The sequence below is a fragment of the Parapusillimonas sp. JC17 genome (genome assembly GCF_052180245.1).
Lineage (GTDB): Bacteria > Pseudomonadota > Gammaproteobacteria > Burkholderiales > Burkholderiaceae_B > Parapusillimonas.
In genome coordinates this window covers 2,459,897-2,474,534 of record NZ_CP197474.1, presented here as the reverse complement: position 1 = coordinate 2,474,534, position 14,638 = coordinate 2,459,897, and the positions used below count along the sequence as shown (strand labels likewise).

14 protein-coding genes are annotated in these 14,638 nt (G+C 62.4%); 10 read left to right on the top strand and 4 right to left on the bottom strand.

The window, feature by feature from the left end:
• The first annotated feature begins 4 nt into the window (after window positions 1-4).
• The 6 genes from cpaB to ACSBPU_RS11865 are packed head-to-tail and all read left to right on the top strand — an operon-like array spanning window position 5 to window position 6,187.
• The gene (gene cpaB, locus ACSBPU_RS11890; RefSeq protein ID WP_442592338.1) at window positions 5-982 is read left to right on the top strand and encodes a Flp pilus assembly protein CpaB; all 978 of its coding nucleotides are present in this window, start codon (window positions 5-7) and stop codon (window positions 980-982) included.
• Window positions 983-985: 3 nt separating this feature from the next.
• Complete coding sequence (locus tag ACSBPU_RS11885) at window positions 986-2,449, top strand: type II and III secretion system protein family protein (RefSeq protein ID WP_442592337.1); 1,464 nt, start codon at window positions 986-988, stop codon at window positions 2,447-2,449.
• Window positions 2,436-4,106, top strand: a complete 1,671-nt coding sequence (locus tag ACSBPU_RS11880) for an ATPase, T2SS/T4P/T4SS family (RefSeq protein WP_442592336.1) — start codon at window positions 2,436-2,438, stop codon at window positions 4,104-4,106. The genes ACSBPU_RS11885 and ACSBPU_RS11880 overlap by 14 nt, the downstream gene beginning before the upstream one ends.
• Window positions 4,103-4,954, top strand: a complete 852-nt coding sequence (locus ACSBPU_RS11875; RefSeq protein ID WP_442592335.1) for a type II secretion system F family protein — start codon at window positions 4,103-4,105, stop codon at window positions 4,952-4,954. The genes ACSBPU_RS11880 and ACSBPU_RS11875 overlap by 4 nt, the downstream gene beginning before the upstream one ends.
• Window positions 4,955-4,966: 12 nt before the next feature.
• Window positions 4,967-5,842 carry a type II secretion system F family protein gene (locus ACSBPU_RS11870; RefSeq protein ID WP_442592334.1) on the top strand — a complete coding sequence of 292 codons (876 nt, stop codon included), beginning with the start codon at window positions 4,967-4,969 and terminating at the stop codon, window positions 5,840-5,842.
• 3 nt (window positions 5,843-5,845) lie between these two features.
• The gene (locus ACSBPU_RS11865; RefSeq protein ID WP_442592333.1) at window positions 5,846-6,187 is read left to right on the top strand and encodes a DUF192 domain-containing protein; all 342 of its coding nucleotides are present in this window, start codon (window positions 5,846-5,848) and stop codon (window positions 6,185-6,187) included.
• Here the strand turns inward: ACSBPU_RS11865 and ACSBPU_RS11860 are convergent.
• Window positions 6,160-6,942, bottom strand: a complete 783-nt coding sequence (locus tag ACSBPU_RS11860; protein ID WP_442592332.1) for a BPSS1780 family membrane protein — start codon at window positions 6,940-6,942, stop codon at window positions 6,160-6,162. The genes ACSBPU_RS11865 and ACSBPU_RS11860 overlap by 28 nt on opposite strands.
• A 13-nt stretch (window positions 6,943-6,955) precedes the next feature.
• Window positions 6,956-7,924: a homoserine kinase gene (locus ACSBPU_RS11855; protein WP_442592331.1), complete on the bottom strand. Its 969-nt coding sequence runs from the start codon at window positions 7,922-7,924 to the stop codon at window positions 6,956-6,958.
• Window positions 7,925-8,077: 153 nt separating this feature from the next.
• On the opposite strand from ACSBPU_RS11855, the gene dusA reads away from it, so the two are divergent.
• Both dusA and ACSBPU_RS11845 read left to right on the top strand, forming a co-directional pair.
• Window positions 8,078-9,097 carry a tRNA dihydrouridine(20/20a) synthase DusA gene (dusA, locus tag ACSBPU_RS11850; RefSeq protein WP_442592330.1) on the top strand — a complete coding sequence of 340 codons (1,020 nt, stop codon included), beginning with the start codon at window positions 8,078-8,080 and terminating at the stop codon, window positions 9,095-9,097.
• A gap of 101 nt (window positions 9,098-9,198) precedes the next feature.
• The gene (locus tag ACSBPU_RS11845) at window positions 9,199-10,665 is read left to right on the top strand and encodes an IS1182 family transposase (protein ID WP_442592329.1); all 1,467 of its coding nucleotides are present in this window, start codon (window positions 9,199-9,201) and stop codon (window positions 10,663-10,665) included.
• A 117-nt stretch (window positions 10,666-10,782) separates the two neighbouring features.
• Here the strand turns inward: ACSBPU_RS11845 and ACSBPU_RS11840 are convergent, their stop codons facing one another.
• Both ACSBPU_RS11840 and ACSBPU_RS11835 read right to left on the bottom strand, forming a co-directional pair.
• Window positions 10,783-11,238 carry a CBS domain-containing protein gene (locus tag ACSBPU_RS11840; protein WP_180071292.1) on the bottom strand — a complete coding sequence of 152 codons (456 nt, stop codon included), beginning with the start codon at window positions 11,236-11,238 and terminating at the stop codon, window positions 10,783-10,785.
• The gene (locus tag ACSBPU_RS11835; RefSeq protein WP_442598323.1) at window positions 11,225-12,535 is read right to left on the bottom strand and encodes a YihY family inner membrane protein; all 1,311 of its coding nucleotides are present in this window, start codon (window positions 12,533-12,535) and stop codon (window positions 11,225-11,227) included. Before ACSBPU_RS11835 ends, ACSBPU_RS11840 begins: the two co-directional genes overlap by 14 nt.
• Window positions 12,536-12,729: 194 nt before the next feature.
• On the opposite strand from ACSBPU_RS11835, the gene ACSBPU_RS11830 reads away from it, so the two are divergent.
• Together ACSBPU_RS11830 and ACSBPU_RS11825 are read left to right on the top strand one after the other, a co-directional pair.
• Entirely contained in the window at window positions 12,730-13,128 is a 399-nt protein-coding gene (locus ACSBPU_RS11830; RefSeq protein ID WP_442592328.1) for a DUF2069 domain-containing protein, read from the top strand.
• Window positions 13,125-14,597 (top strand): protein adenylyltransferase SelO, encoded by a 1,473-nt coding sequence (locus ACSBPU_RS11825; protein WP_442592327.1) that lies wholly within the window; start codon window positions 13,125-13,127, stop codon window positions 14,595-14,597. The genes ACSBPU_RS11830 and ACSBPU_RS11825 overlap by 4 nt, the downstream gene beginning before the upstream one ends.
• Window positions 14,598-14,638: the final 41 nt, after the last annotated feature.

Genomic DNA, 14,638 nt, shown 5'->3' with positions numbered 1-14,638 from the left:
CCCCATGCGCCTGCCAGCCCTCAATCGTCCGACGCTCATGCTGGGTCTTGCCTTGGTTGCCGGCTTGTGCGCTGCATGGGCGGCGCGCCAGCACCTGCACGGGCGGGTGCTTGAGCTCGAAGCCCAAGCCAGGGTCCGGACGGTCGAACGCGTGGTCGCCGCCCATGACCTGCCGCCGGGCACCCGCATCGGAGCCGAGCACCTGGCCGTCCGGTCCTTCCCTCTTGCGCTGGCCGCGAGCGACAGCCTGCCGCCGGAGCGGCATGGCGAGCTGGCGGGCACCATCCTCAGGGCGCCACTGCGTGCGGGCGATGCCGTCCTGCCGGTCCATACCGCTCTGCAGACCCCGGATTCATTTTCCAGCCACCTCGTCTCGGGCCGGCGTGCGATCACCATGCCGGTGGACGCCATCAATTCTGTCTCCGGCTTGTTGCAGCCGGGCGATCTCATCGATCTGTATGTGTCGTTCGAATACCAGCGCCGCCGCATTACGGCGCCATTGCTCCAGGGCGTCCTGGTGCTTGCAACCGGCACCACGACACAGCACGGCCGCATGCCGGGCAACGAAGAGACGCACGCTTATGCAACGGTTACGCTCGATGCGGCACCCGAGGACGCAGTGAAGCTGGTGGCGGCCCGCCAGGGCGGGACCATTACCGCGGTGCTGAGGCATCCGCAAGACGATGCCTCCAATCAGAAGGCGGTCCGAGGGGATCTCGCGAGTCTTTTGGGCGTGAACAGGCCTGCGCCTCCTGCAAGCGAGAAGGCACCCGTCATCTATGGCAATCGCGCATCCGGCGGCATTCCCAGGCTGCGGCCTGCGTCGAACGGAAACGCCCAACCCAGTGGTCTGTTCGAACTGCCAGGCGTTCCAGAATTGGTCAGCGCATGGCTGTGGGCCACGGCACCGGAACACGAGGCGCGCTCGGCGGTAGCGGGCCCGCTCGCTTTTCCGGTCCAGACCGACACCCTGGAGCAATAGGCGATGAGCATGATCAAGCTGATGCGTCCTCTCGCCGCTTGCTTCTTTGCATTTGCATTCGCCTGCGGGGCGGATGCTCGCGAAACCGGACTGCTCGACATGCAGGTCGGCGAAGTGAAAGTGTTGGCCGTACCAGACGTCGCGCGCGTGGCCGTCGGGGATGGGCAGGTGATCAACGCGGTGACGACGGATGAAAAGGAGGTCATTGTGTTCGCCAGAAGCGAAGGCGCCACCGTCTTGCAGATCTGGGGCCTGGACGGAAAACGCCGCCGATATCAGGTGGAGGTGGCGCCGGAGGGCGCGAAACAGATACAGCGGGAACTGCGCGGTTTGCTGGAACGCATTCCCGGCGCCGCTATTACCACGCTCGGCGACAAGCTCGTCGTCGAGGGGGACGGTTTGTCCGACGAAGACCGCGAGCGGGTTTCCGATCTCGCCAAGCGATATCCCCAATTGCTCGATTTCACGGGCCGGGTGGGTTGGGACCGTATGGTCTTGCTCGACGTCCAGGTCGTTGAAGTGCCTCGTTCGCAATTGCTGGAACTAGGCCTGCGCTGGGATACGGCCAGCGAAGGGGGATTGAATGCGGGGCTGGCCTGGGACGGCGGCAGCAGGCGGCTGGCGGACCGCCCTGGAGCCACCTCGGTGCCCATCGCATTTCCGGCGACGGTTGCCGCGGGCTATTTCGGTATCAACGCCTTGCTCTCGGCACGGATCAACGCGCTGGCGCAGAACGGCTCCGCAGTCGTGCTGGCCCAGCCGCAGCTGCTTGCGCGCAGCGGTGCCACGGCCGAATTTCTAGCCGGCGGAGAAGTTCCCTACTCGACGGTGGACGCAAATGGCAACACCAATACGGCGTTCAAGCCATACGGGGTTTCATTGCGCATCACGCCCCGGGTCGAGCGCAACGGGGCAGTGCGCTCGCAAATAGACGTGGAGGTCAGTTCGGTCGACAACTCCTTGTCGCTGGCCGCAGGCCCTTCGCTCAAGACGCGCCGCGCGGCCACCGAGTTCAATGTCAAGTCCGGCCAGACCCTGGTCCTGGCGGGTTTCCTGTCGCGCGACGACTCCCGCAATTTCGACAAGGTTCCCGGGCTAGGCGATATTCCCGTCCTGGGGCAACTGTTCAAGTCCCGCCGTTTTCAGCGCAATGAGACCGAGCTGGCCATCTTCGTCACACCGGTTCTGGTGGATGCTGATCACCCGGGCGTGATTCGGCGCGTAGCGAACAGTCGCTCGATTCTCACGGACAGCTTTCCCGAGGCGCCGGCACTCAACACGCCTGTGCTGCCGGTCGCAGGGCTTCCCGCAGCGGTCGCCGATGGCGCCAGCGGGCCATGGACTGCCTGGCAGGACCAAGGGTCGCAATGGGACGGCCATGCATCGCACCACGCGATCATGGAGCCCGGCCTCCGCAATAGCGCGAACATTTTCGATTTTCAGGAGCGTGGCGATGCTGGACATTGAATTGTGTTTCGAGGACGGTTCCGTCGAACGCCGCCTGTTGGCGCTGCCTATCGAGGTTGGCCGCGCCCCCGACTGCCATCTTCGCTTGAAGGGATGGCGAGTAGCGCGTCGGCATGCGCGCTTCGAGCGCCGCGCTACGGCGGTCTTTCTCGAGGATTTCGGTTCGCTTGCGGGCACGCTGGTCAATGGCCAGCGGATCGCCCAGTACGGCCCTCTGGCAGGCGGCGACGAAGTCGTCATTGGGCCTTGCTTACTGCGTGTGCTGGACCTGCCCGTCGACGGCGGCTCCGGTGCCGCGCTTATCCCGTCCTCGGCGGATACGGTACGCGGCCAGGAGGCTGTCAAGGACTCTTGCAAGACCGTCCGGGCGCAAAGTGCGGCGGTTGCGGCGGATGCGCATCAGGTCATTGCCTTGATGCAGCATCGCAAGCGCTTGCACGCCGCTTTGCTCGAAGCACTGGATTTGCGCAGGCGCGACGTCTCCAGCATGAGCGATGCGGCGTTGCGTGAAGAGGCGATGGCGGCATTGGGCGCATTGATAGAACAGGACGATACGCTACCCAAAGGAGTAGACCGGCGGCGCTTGCTGGTGGACGTGGTGAACGAGGCGGTTGCGCTCGGTCCGCTGGAATCCTTGCTGGCCGATCCTTCCATCACCGAGATCATGGTGAACCGCCATGATGAAATCTTCGTGGAGTCGGACGGCCGCCTGGCTCGGCATTGGACCAGCTTCAGCAGCGAACAGGCGGTGCTCGGCGTCATAGAGCGCATCGTGTCGCCGCTGGGACGGCGCATAGACGAAAGCTCGCCGATGGTGGACGCGCGCTTGGCGGATGGCTCGCGGGTCAACGCCGTCATTGCGCCGGTCGCCTTGCGCGGAACCTGCCTGACAATCCGCAAGTTTCCGGCAAATCGGCTCGATATGGACGACTTGCTGAAAATGGACGCTTTGAGCAATGCCATGGCAACCTTTCTGTCATGCTGCGTGCGGCAACGCAAGAACGTGATCGTGTCGGGCGGTACCGGCTCGGGAAAAACGACCTTGCTGAATATTCTGTCCAACTGCATTCCCGAAGGCGAGCGCGTCATCACCATCGAAGATGCCGCCGAGCTTCAATTGCATCATTCACATCTGGTGGCCATGGAATCGCGCCCCGCTAACCTGGAGGGCAGGGGCCGGATAGAGGTTCGCGACCTGGTGCGCAATGCACTGCGCATGCGGCCGGACCGCATCGTCATTGGCGAATGCCGCGGCGGGGAAGCCTTCGATATGCTGGCCGCGATGAATACCGGACATGAAGGCTCCCTGACGACGCTGCATGCCAACAGTCCGCGCGACGCGCTGGCGCGTCTCGAAACCATGATCCTGATGGCGGGCATGGAACTTCCCCTGGCCGCCGTGCGTGAACACATCGCTGGAAGCATCGACTTCATCGTGCAGCAGGCAAGGCTGAGCGATGGGCGGCGGAAAATCACATCCATCGTCGAGGTCACAGGACTGGAGAGCGGGCGTATCCAGACACAAGAGCTGTTCCGATACGTGCGCGAGCCTCGCGATGGATTCACGGGCTGTGGAGTCCTGCCCGAATCTTTTACGGACGACGATGGCCGGCCGATGTTGCCGGCGGATCTGTTCGCCGAAGAGGAGCGGACATGATGTATATCTTCATCGTCATCGCGGCGTCGCTGTCTGCCGTGTGCATCGTGAGCTGGTATGCGCTCAAATCCTTTGCCGTAGGCTATGGACGATACCGGCGGGCTTTCCAGAAGGAGGCCGTCGACCGCCTGAGCGAATTCTTCCTGTTCTTCGATCCTGCGCAATTGTGGGCGGCCAACTTGTTGTTGTGCGCCGCGGTTGCGGCTATCGGCTTGATGCTCTCGGGGCAGTTATGGCTGGCAGCGCTTTGCGGCGGCGTCTCATTGGCGCTTCCGCAAGGGTATATACGCCACCTGAAGCGCCGCCGCGCCACGCTTTTCGAGGCGCAGTTGCCGGATCTGCTGATGGCGCTGGCCGGGGCGCTGCGGGCGGGTTCGGGCCTGCAGTCGGCGCTGCACCAGATCGTGGCGCATTCTCCGGCCCCGCTTGCACAGGAGTTCGGCTTGTTGCTCCGGGAACAACGCATGGGAATTTCCTTCGAGGAGGCGCTTGCGAATCTCTACCGGCGGATGCCCACGGAGGGTGCCGGCCTGACCGTTTCCTCCTTGACGGTGGCGGCCCATAGCGGCGGCAGCCTGGCGGAAACCCTGGAGCGTATTTCCATGACGCTGCGCGCGCGGCTTCACTTGCTTGCCAGGGTGGGCGCCCTGACTTCCCAGGGAAGATTACAGGCCTGGATCATGGCTTCTTTACCGGTCGTCCTCGGCGTGGTGCTGCACCATCTGGATCCCGCGTCCATGCGCGTCTTATGGGAACAGCCGCTGGGCTGGACTGTGATCGCGATCGTTGCCGTCCTCGAACTCATCGGCATCCTGTTCATTCGCCGCATTGTTTCCATCAAGGTTTGAAAAGGGGCGTTCATGTACTTCTGGCTCAGTTGCCTGACGGCGGGATTGTGCTTGTGTCTGCTGGCGTGGACCTTCATGCGGCCCGTGGCCATCTATCGCGGAAGCCCCCATGCGTTCAGCAGGACGAACCTGCTGGCCTGGGCCTGGCCTTGGGTGTCGGTATTGGCGATGGCCTGCAATCCCTTCATCTCATGGCGCATTCGGCAACTGCTCGAACGCCGTATCGTGCTTGCTGGACTCGATGCCAACTGGAGGGCGGAGGACATCGTGGGCCTGCAATGTTTCTGCGCCGCATTATGTCTTGCAGCGGCGTTGGCGATACCGTTTCTTGTCCTGGACGGGCCATGGCGGTATGGCGCGCTGGCCGGCACGCTTGCAGGTTCGCTGGGCGCCTTCTGGCCTTGGCACTGGCTGACGACGCAGGGCGTGCGCCGCCAAGAGCAAATGCTGAGGGAACTGCCATTCTTGCTCGACGTCACCACCTTGTGCGTGGAAGCGGGCCTGAACCTGCATGGGGCGCTTCAGCAGGCGGCGAGGCATGGGCCCGACGGGCCGTTGCGTGCCGAGCTGAGGCACGCCCTGTCCGACATGCGTGCAGGAATGCCGCGCATGGAAGCCTTGTCGGCGCTGGCCGAAAGAACCGGGTTGGCGGCAGTACGCGGCCTGGTGACGGCACTGAATCAGGCGGAGCAGATGGGAATGAGCCTGGGGCCGTTGTTGCGTTCGCAGTCCGATCAGCGGCGCAGCGAACGCTTTCTGCGGGCCGAGAAGCTGGCGCTCGAAGCGCCCGTCAAAATGCTGTTCCCCATGGTGTTCTGCATTTTTCCATGCACCTTTCTGATACTTGCCTTTCCCGTCGCGCTCAAGCTGGCCGAAGCGGGGTTCTGATCCATGACGGCACTACGGCTTTATCACGCAAAAACATTCGGTGCGCGGTTGCTGGGGCTCCACGCCTACCCGCGCCTGCCGGAAGCTACAGGTTTGTGTATTGCACCTTGCGTCGGCGTCCACACATTTTTCCTGGGCTATGCCATCGACGTCGTATTCTTCGATTCAGGGCAGCGCGTCCTGAAAACCTTTCATGACCTGAAGCCCTACAGGCTGGTACATTGTGGCGCTGCGGACTTTGCAGTCGAACTGCCGGCCGGCTACTGCGCCGCGAACCCGGGCTATGCACGGGCGATACGCAGCGCGTTGGCGAAGGATCAGGTCGCGGGTTCGTCGGTGGGATAGTTGATGCCGAAGACGCTGATGTAAGCGGGATAGAAGCTGCAGTACAGGACGGCGGCGATAACGATGTTGATCGGCGTGAATAGAACCTGCACCATGCCGGCGGATACGCCGGCCGATGCCAGGAAAGCGCCGGTCATCTGCGCCGCAAAGAAAATGGCGGCCCAGCTTGCGCCATAGGCGAGGAAGGGCCATTTGTTGCGCCAGCATGCCACCATGGAAAAGAACAAGGCCTGAGACATCTTGATGCCATGCCAGCCGATGAGCGCGGGAGCATGCCAGAACATCGCGGAAATCACCAAGTAGAGCAAGCCGAAAGTGATGAAGGGCCCTTGCATGGCCGTCAGCAAGGCATGTTCGTTGATGATGCCGTTATCGTCGATGGCGCTCATCAGGCTGCCCAGGAAGGGCAAGGTTGCAAGGAAACCGCCGGCGAGGCAGAACAACAGGTAGGCCAGCCCGAGCGCCAGCAGACGCTTGCGGGTCTCCAACTTTTTCAGCGGCTGGAGCCACATGTTCAATAGCATCGGCCGGCCCTGCGCAATATTGCGGCATGCGCTAAGGGTGACGAATGTCAGCATGGGTGTACAGGCGATCAGGGCGATTTGTCCGAATAGCGGAATGAGATAGCTGACGGTGATCAGCAGCCCCGTTGCCATGCTCCAGAAAAACATTGCCATCGGCTGCCGGCGGAACAGTCTGAACCCGTCCTGTATCCAGGCCCAGCCGGCGGTGATGGGAAGAATGGCGGCTTGCATGCGTAAGTGCTTCCTAAAGGCGATGGGCCGTGGCGCTCTTGCGCCGCTCGATCAGTATGCGTTCGAAATGACGGGGGTCGTGAGGCTTGAGGGTCTGGGCCGGACGAGGCAGGAAGAAGTCGTACAGGCGGGATACCCAGAAGCGCAATGCGGCGGCCTGCAGCATCATCGGCCACGCTTCGCGTTCGGCGTCGGTAAAGGGCCTGACCTGTGCGTAGGCGTCCAGCCAGCCGCGCAGTTTGTCGTCTTCGAGGACGCCGGTGTTCCTGTCTATGCACCAATCGTTCACGCTCACGGCCACGTCGAAGATCCAGGCATCGCAGCCCGCGAAGTAGAAATCGATGATGCCGCCCATGCGGGGCATTTCGAACGTGCCGTCGAATAAAACGTTATCGCGGAAGAGGTCGCAGTGGGCGGGACCGAAGGGGAGGGTCCTGTAGGTGTCGCTCGCGGCGAACTCGGTTTGCTCCTGCAGCACATCCTGTATGAGCTTCGCCTGTGCCTCGTCCAGGAAAGGCAGGACCTTGGGTATGGTTTGCTGCCACCAGCCCAGGCCCCGCAGGTTGGGCTGTGCCAGTGAAAAATCCTGTCCGGCCAAATGAGCCTGGGCCAGCGTGCGGCCGGCCAACGCGCAATGGGCCGCGCTGGGCGCGGGTTCGTACCCCCCCGTCAGGCGGCTGACAATGGCGCAAGGCTTGCCGTGCATCGTGGTCAGCCGCGAGCCGCTGCAGAGCGTCTGCGGCTGCGGGACGGGGATGCCCTTGTGGGCAAGGTGGTACATGAGTTCGATGTAGAAAGGCAGTTGCTCGTAGGTCAGGACCTCGAACAGGGTGAGGACGTACTCGCCGTGCGTGGTCGTGAGAAAATAATTGGTGTTTTCGATACCGGCCGTGATGCCGCGCAGGGAAACCAGTTCGCCTAGGGAATATCGTGTTAACAGCTCGCGCGCATCATCGTCGCTGACAGGGGTGAAAACGGCCATGGGGTTGAAAGCTCTGCCTTGTTTATATCGAAACTGAATTGAATTGCGTATGCTCTTGGGGCTGTTGATTTTAGTCCAGGTTGGCGGGCTGTGCGCCGGCCGGGCCAAAATGACCGACAATATGGGCTACGCATTTATCACCGTAGTTTCTCGATGACTCACCGTTTTCCCGACTCACCCGCATCCGCCTGGCGCCTTTGCGTGGCGCCCATGATAGACGTTACCGATAGGCATTGTAGGTATTTTCATCGTTTGCTGGCGCCCAAGGCGCGTCTGTACACGGAAATGATCACCACCGGCGCACTGATGCACGGCAACGTCGCACGTCATCTGGATTTCGATCCGGCGGAGGAACCGGTGGCGCTGCAATTGGGCGGCAGCGAGCCCGAGGCGCTGGCAGCCTCGGCCAGGCTGGGCCAGCAATGGGGTTACAACGAGATCAACCTGAACTGTGGTTGCCCGTCGGAACGTGTGCAGAAGGGCGCATTCGGCGCCTGCCTGATGGCCGAGCCGGCGCTGGTGGCCGATTGCGTCAAGGCGATGCAGGACGCGGTCGGCATACCGGTCACCGTCAAGCATCGCCTTGGGCTGGATTACGACGATTCCTATGGTTTCGTGCGCGATTTCGTGGGTAAAATATACGACACCGGCTGCCGGGTGTTCATCGTCCATGCCCGGAACGCGGTGCTGAAAGGGCTGTCCCCCAAGGACAATCGCGAGATCCCGCCCTTGCGCTATGACGTCGCCCTGCGCTTGAAAGATGACTTCCCCGGCGCCGTCATCGTCCTGAACGGCGGTATCTCCGAGACCGCCCAGGCAGCGCAACTGGCCGGGCAATTCGATGGTGTCATGCTGGGCCGGGCGGCCTGGCATACGCCCGGAATCTTGTCGGATATCAGTCTTGTCATGGAGCCCGGCCTGCCCCTGCCCGAACCGGCGCGGGTCGTGCACGCAATGACCCGCTATGCTGCGACGGAAATTGCCAAGGGAGTGCCCTTGCGAATGATCGCCCGGGCGATGCTGGGCTGGATGAGCGGCCGCAAGGGCGCGCGGCAATGGCGCCGTACCTTGTCCGATTCGAAGCTGCTCAACCAGAACGACGCCGGACTGCTGGAAAAGGCCTGGGCGGAACTGATGCTGCGAGGGGAGGGGTCAGACCCCGCAGGGGTCTGACCTTGAGCTTGGGTTTTGGGGTCGGACCCCATACGGGGTCCGACCCCTCAGAATGCTGACAAACCCTCGCGCAACGCGTCGAGCTTGTTCATAATGTGGGGATGCTAAGAGATCCCCCCGCTTATCAGCACGAACTTGAGATGGTGACGCTGGAATCTTTGGTTCCCGCCGATCACTTGGTGCGCAAGATCGACGCTGCCATAGATCTGAGCTTTATTCGCGCCAAGGTGGCGCACCTCTATTGCGCCGACAACGGCCGCCCGGCCATTGATCCGGTGCTGCTGTTCAAGTTGCTATTACTGGGCTACTTGTTTGGCATTCGAAGCGAGCGCCAGTTGGTCCGTGACGTTCAAGTCAATGTGGCTTACCGCTGGTTCCTCGGGCTGCGCTTGACCGATAAGGTGCCCGACGCCTCCACGATCAGCCAGAACCGGCGCCGCCGTTTTGCAGACAGCCAGATTTACCAAGAGATTTTTGATGAGATAGTGCTGCAGGCGATCAGGCGCGGCATGGTCCAGGGCAAGGTACTGTATACGGACAGCACGCATTTGAAGGCCAGTGCCAACAAGAACAAGGCCGAGCAGGGCCAGGTGGCTGTGCCCGCGCAGGCCTACCTGCAGGAGCTGGATGCGGCCGTAGATGCCGACCGCCTAGCGCACGGCAAGCCGGCCTTAAAGCGCACGGACAAGGACGATGAGCCCCCGCCCACGCGCCCGGCCAAGGTCAGCCGCACCGACCCGGACAGCGGCTACATGGCGCGCGAGGGTAAGCCCAAAGGGTTCTTTTATCTGGATCACCGCACGGTCGATGCCAAGCATGCCATCATCACCGACACACACGTCACGCCGGGCAACGTCAATGACAGCGTGCCGTACCTGGCGCGGCTGGATCGTCAGCGCGAGCGCTTTAATTTGAACCCTTATGCGGTCGGCCTGGATGCGGGCTACTTCACCGCCGCGGTGTGCAAGGGCCTTGAGGATCGCCTGATTGCCGGCGTCATGGGGTACCGTCGTTCCGCCCAGAGAGCGGGTTATTTTAAGAAACACGAATATCAATACGATGCGCAAACGGACACTTATGTCTGCCCGAACAATCAAACACTGACCTATAGCACGACTAACCGAGAGGGTTACCGCGAATACCGCTCCGATCGCACCCAGTGCGCCAGTTGCCCGGTTCGAGCCCGATGCACACAAAGCGCGACGGGGGTCAAAGTGGTGATGCGCCACCTCTGGGAGGAGGCCAAAGAGCGGGTCAAGGCCCGGCGGCTGACGCCAGCTGGTAAGCGCATCTATGCCAGGCGCCAGGAGACGGTCGAGCGCAGCTTTGCCGATGCCAAGCAACTGCATGGCCATCGCTACGCGCGCCTGCGTGGTCTACAGAAAGTGATGGAGCAGTGTCTGTTGGCCGCTGCGGCCCAGAATATGAAGAAGATCGCGCTGCTGCTGGCGCGGCTTTTAGCGCCTCTTGAGGCCTTGATAGGGCCAAGTCTGGCCTTGCTCGCGGCTCAAGCCGTCGTTATGTACGTGTGGCCCGCAAACTCTTCAAATCGGCTGAGATTGGCCTGAACCACGAGCCGATAAACCCCTTAACTAAAAAACAGGGGGTTTATCAGCGCTCTGACCCCTTTAACCTTGCCAAGTGGGGTCATTGGGGTCAGACCCCTGCGGGGTCTGACCCCCCGCTCAGGCGCCTTCCTCGGTGTCGGTCGGCCAGTCGCGGATATAAGCCTTCAGCATGTTGTTCTCGAACTGCTGGGCCGCGACGATGGCTTGAGCCATGTCGTAGAACGAGACGACGCCCATGAGCGTGGGTCCGTCCATGACCGGTATGTAGCGCGCATGCTTTTCGAGCATCAGCCGCTGGACTTCTTCGAAGCCGGTGTTCGGCGAGACGCTGACCGGGGCGTCGTCCATGATGCTGCGTACCGTGTTGGTGCCGGTGTTGCCCTGGTTGTCGTGCAGATGGCGGATGATTTCGCGGAAGGTCAGCATGCCGACCAATTGGCCGTGCTCCATGATGACCAAAGACCCGATGTCTTGTTCGCTCATGGTTTCGAGCGCCCGAAGTATAGGCATGTCGGGGGTGCCCGTGTACAGCGTGTGCCCTTTCACGCGTAGAATTTCGCTAACTTTTAACATCGTTGTCCTCCTGGGTGCCCGTCCTGGGCACATGAGGCGTATTTTGCCCTATGCGACGGGGTTCGGGTAGTAGCTCCGGTGTTTCGAACAGTGTTTCCAGCCGCACTGCCTGGTTGTCGAACACCATGGCGACCGCCCGGAGGATTTCGGGGTGGTCGGACAAACCCGGTTGGCTGCGGTCCAGCAGCAGCGCGTCGATGAGCGGGGCAAGGTCGGCCTCGCGCTGGTCGCAGGACAGCACCCATTGGTCCGCGCCGTCGCCTTCGGCGTTCACCACATAGCCCAGGTCCTTCAGGGCGTCCAGCACCTGGCTCATTTCCAGTTCATGCAAGCGCAGATGGGCGCAAAGAAAACGCATGCTGCGGCCCGGCGGCTGCCCTTGCTGGGCGGTCCAGAGCGCTTCGAGCACCCGCAGCGCGTCGATGAAAATGCCGCCGGTGTGGTGTTCGAGCGCCCAGCGCCGCTGGCGCAGGGCGGGCAGGGTGGCCGCCACGGTGGCGCCCACCAGTATGGCCAGCCATGACAGATACAGCCACAGCAGGAAGATGGGCAGGGTGGCGAACGCGCCGTATATGACCGTGTAGGAGGGAAATCGTGCAAGGTAATACGCGAAGGCCCAGCGCATGATCTCCAGCACGATGGCGGTACCGAAGCCGCCCACGGCGGCGTCGCGCCACAGCACGCGCCGATTGGGCACGCCGACGAACAGGGCGGTGAAGCCCAGGCCGGTGGCGATGAGGGGTACGAGGGACAAGGCATAGCCCAGCACCGCGGGCAGATCTCCGATATGGCCGAGCGATTCGCGCGCCAGCACGGTCATGGCCCACAGACTGGCGCCGATGAGTATGGGCCCCAGCGAAATGATGGCCCAGTAGACCAGAATCCGTTGCCCGATCGGGCGTTGGCGCTCGACCTGCCAGATACTGTTGAAGGCTTCGTCGATGGTCATGAACAGCATGACGGAAGTGACGATAAGGAACAAGCTGCCCACCGCCGTCAACCCGGATGCCTTGGCGGCAAACTGGTTCAGGTAGAACATGACGTTTTCTGAAACCGAAGGCGGAAGCAGGCTGGAGCTAAGAAAGCTTTCGAGCGCCACCCTGAAGTCGGCGAACAGCGGGAACGCGGTGAACAAGGACAGGACGACCGCCAGCAAGGGCACGATGCCCAGCACCGTCGTGAAAGTAAGGCTGGAAGCGACCTGCGTCAAATTTTTTTCGCTGGTGCGCCGCAGGGCGAAGCGCGCGATCTTCAGCGCATTGGACACGCCCGATGCCGGCGTATTGGCCGGGTCCAGCCGCGGCTCTTCGGCGGGGCCATCTGATTCGGCGGGCCGGAGATCGCGTGGCGGGCTTGCTTCGGTGCGATTTTTGCTGGCGGGCGTTGTCACGATACGAAACCTTTTCGGGCAGAGCGCTGACCGGGCGCCGTTCCGTTTGAACGTTGACGGGGCCGATGCAGCGCAAGCGTCTTTCGAGGGATAATACCAGCATGACTACACAAACGAATCCTGTCCTGCGCCACGGCGCATCGGTGTCGCTGATTGCACTCATTGTCCTGTGCCTGGCTTGGGAGCTCTGGATTGCGCCGCTCAAGCCCGGCGGATCCCTGCTGGCGCTCAAGGCGTTGCCCTTGCTGTTTCCTTTGCGCGGGGTGCTGAAGGGCAGCCTCTATACGCTGCAATGGGCGGCAATGCTGGTTCTCCTCTATTTCATGGAAGGGGTGGTGCGCGCATGGTCCGATCCCTCTCCGGCGTCGGCCGTCATGGCGGGACTCGAGATTGCGCTGTCTTTGGCGTTCTACTTATGCGCCATTTTCTACGTCCGGCCGGCCAAGCGGCAGGCGCGCCGGGCCGCAGCCGCCGCCAAAACGCCTAAGGCCGTGCCATGATCGAAACCATTGCCGGGCTGAATGCCGCCAATTCCTTCTCCGAACTTCCGCCGCAGTTCTATACCCGTCTTGAACCGCAGCCCCTGAGCCAGCCCAGGCTGTTGCACGCCAACCCCGATGTCGCCGAGTTGCTAGGCATGTCCACGCGCATATTCCAGGATCCTGTGTTTCTGGATGTCTTTTCCGGTAAGCAGCCTTTGCCGGGCGGCAAGACCTTGGCTGCGGTGTACAGCGGACATCAGTTCGGCATCTGGGCGGGGCAGCTTGGCGATGGCCGCGCCCACCTCCTCGGCGAACTCGCCGCGCCATCCGGCAATTGGGAAATGCAGCTGAAAGGGTCCGGGCGTACGCCATATTCCCGCATGGGCGACGGCCGTGCCGTGCTGCGCTCTTCCGTGCGTGAATACCTGGCGGGCGAAGCCATGGCGGGCCTGGGCATACCAACGACCCGGGCGCTGGCATTGGTCGTTTCCGATGACCCCGTCTACCGCGAAACGGTCGAGACTGCCGCGATCGTGACACGCGTTTCGCCCAGCTTCGTCCGTTTCGGTTCCTTCGAGCACTGGTCCTCATCGCCGGCAGAGCTGCGGGCCTTGTTCGATTACGTGGTCGATCGCCACTTTCCCGAGTGCAGGGCCGGTGTGCAGTGCCCGGACTCATTGAACGATACCGTCGCCCGCTTTCTGCGCGAAGTGGTGGCCCGCACGGCACGCATGATCGCAGACTGGCAGACGGCCGGTTTCTGCCACGGCGTCATGAACACCGACAATATGTCCATACTGGGGCTTACGCTCGACTATGGGCCTTATGGCTTCATGGACGCCTTCCAGGCCAATCATGTTTGCAATCACAGCGACACGCAGGGCCGGTATGCATGGAATGCGCAACCGGCCGTGGCTCACTGGAACCTGTACCGGCTGGCCGGCGCCTTGCTTGGCCTGGGCACGCCGCAGGATACGCTGAAAGAGCAACTGCAGCATTACGAAGCCGACTTTCTCCAGGCCTATCGGGGCAACCTCATGCGCAAGTTCGGACTGCTTGCCTGGGAAGAAGGCGACGATGACCTGGCCGATCAGTGGTGGAGGCTGCTGCACACGCAAAAGGCGGATTTCACGCTCAGCTTCAGGTCACTGGCCGCCGCGCCCGCGCAGCCCGACGCCTTTCTCGAACGCTTTGCGGACCGCGATGCCGCCGGGGCCTGGCTCGAGCGCTACACCCGGCGATTGAAGCACGACGAACGGGACCCCGATCAACGCGCGGCGCAGATGCTGGCGAGCAATCCGCTGTATGTGCTGCGCAACCACCTGGCCGAAGGCGCCATACGCGCCGCGGCGCAGGACGATCCCAGCGAAATCGACAGGTTGTTGCAGGTGTTGCGGGATCCCTATACCGAGAAGCCGGGGTTTGAAGCCTATGCCGCCGAGCCTCCGCAATGGGCGGAACAACTGCAGGTAAGCTGTTCTTCCTGACCTGGAGCCGTTATGGCTGAATGCATGGCGGCCCCGGTCGA

Excerpts from the sequence above, each read along its gene's own strand:
- cpaB (WP_442592338.1), top strand. The coding sequence starts at position 5 with ATGCGCCTGCCAGCCCTCAATCGTCCGACGCTCATGCTGGGTCTTGCC.
- ACSBPU_RS11885 (WP_442592337.1), top strand. The coding sequence starts at position 986 with ATGAGCATGATCAAGCTGATGCGTCCTCTCGCCGCTTGCTTCTTTGCA.
- ACSBPU_RS11880 (WP_442592336.1), top strand. The coding sequence starts at position 2,436 with ATGCTGGACATTGAATTGTGTTTCGAGGACGGTTCCGTCGAACGCCGC.
- ACSBPU_RS11875 (WP_442592335.1), top strand. The coding sequence starts at position 4,103 with ATGATGTATATCTTCATCGTCATCGCGGCGTCGCTGTCTGCCGTGTGC.
- ACSBPU_RS11870 (WP_442592334.1), top strand. The coding sequence starts at position 4,967 with ATGTACTTCTGGCTCAGTTGCCTGACGGCGGGATTGTGCTTGTGTCTG.
- ACSBPU_RS11865 (WP_442592333.1), top strand. The coding sequence starts at position 5,846 with ATGACGGCACTACGGCTTTATCACGCAAAAACATTCGGTGCGCGGTTG.
- ACSBPU_RS11860 (WP_442592332.1), bottom strand. The coding sequence starts at position 6,942 with ATGCAAGCCGCCATTCTTCCCATCACCGCCGGCTGGGCCTGGATACAG.
- ACSBPU_RS11855 (WP_442592331.1), bottom strand. The coding sequence starts at position 7,924 with ATGGCCGTTTTCACCCCTGTCAGCGACGATGATGCGCGCGAGCTGTTA.
- dusA (WP_442592330.1), top strand. The coding sequence starts at position 8,078 with ATGACTCACCGTTTTCCCGACTCACCCGCATCCGCCTGGCGCCTTTGC.
- ACSBPU_RS11845 (WP_442592329.1), top strand. The coding sequence starts at position 9,199 with ATGCTAAGAGATCCCCCCGCTTATCAGCACGAACTTGAGATGGTGACG.
- ACSBPU_RS11840 (WP_180071292.1), bottom strand. The coding sequence starts at position 11,238 with ATGTTAAAAGTTAGCGAAATTCTACGCGTGAAAGGGCACACGCTGTAC.
- ACSBPU_RS11830 (WP_442592328.1), top strand. The coding sequence starts at position 12,730 with ATGACTACACAAACGAATCCTGTCCTGCGCCACGGCGCATCGGTGTCG.
- ACSBPU_RS11825 (WP_442592327.1), top strand. The coding sequence starts at position 13,125 with ATGATCGAAACCATTGCCGGGCTGAATGCCGCCAATTCCTTCTCCGAA.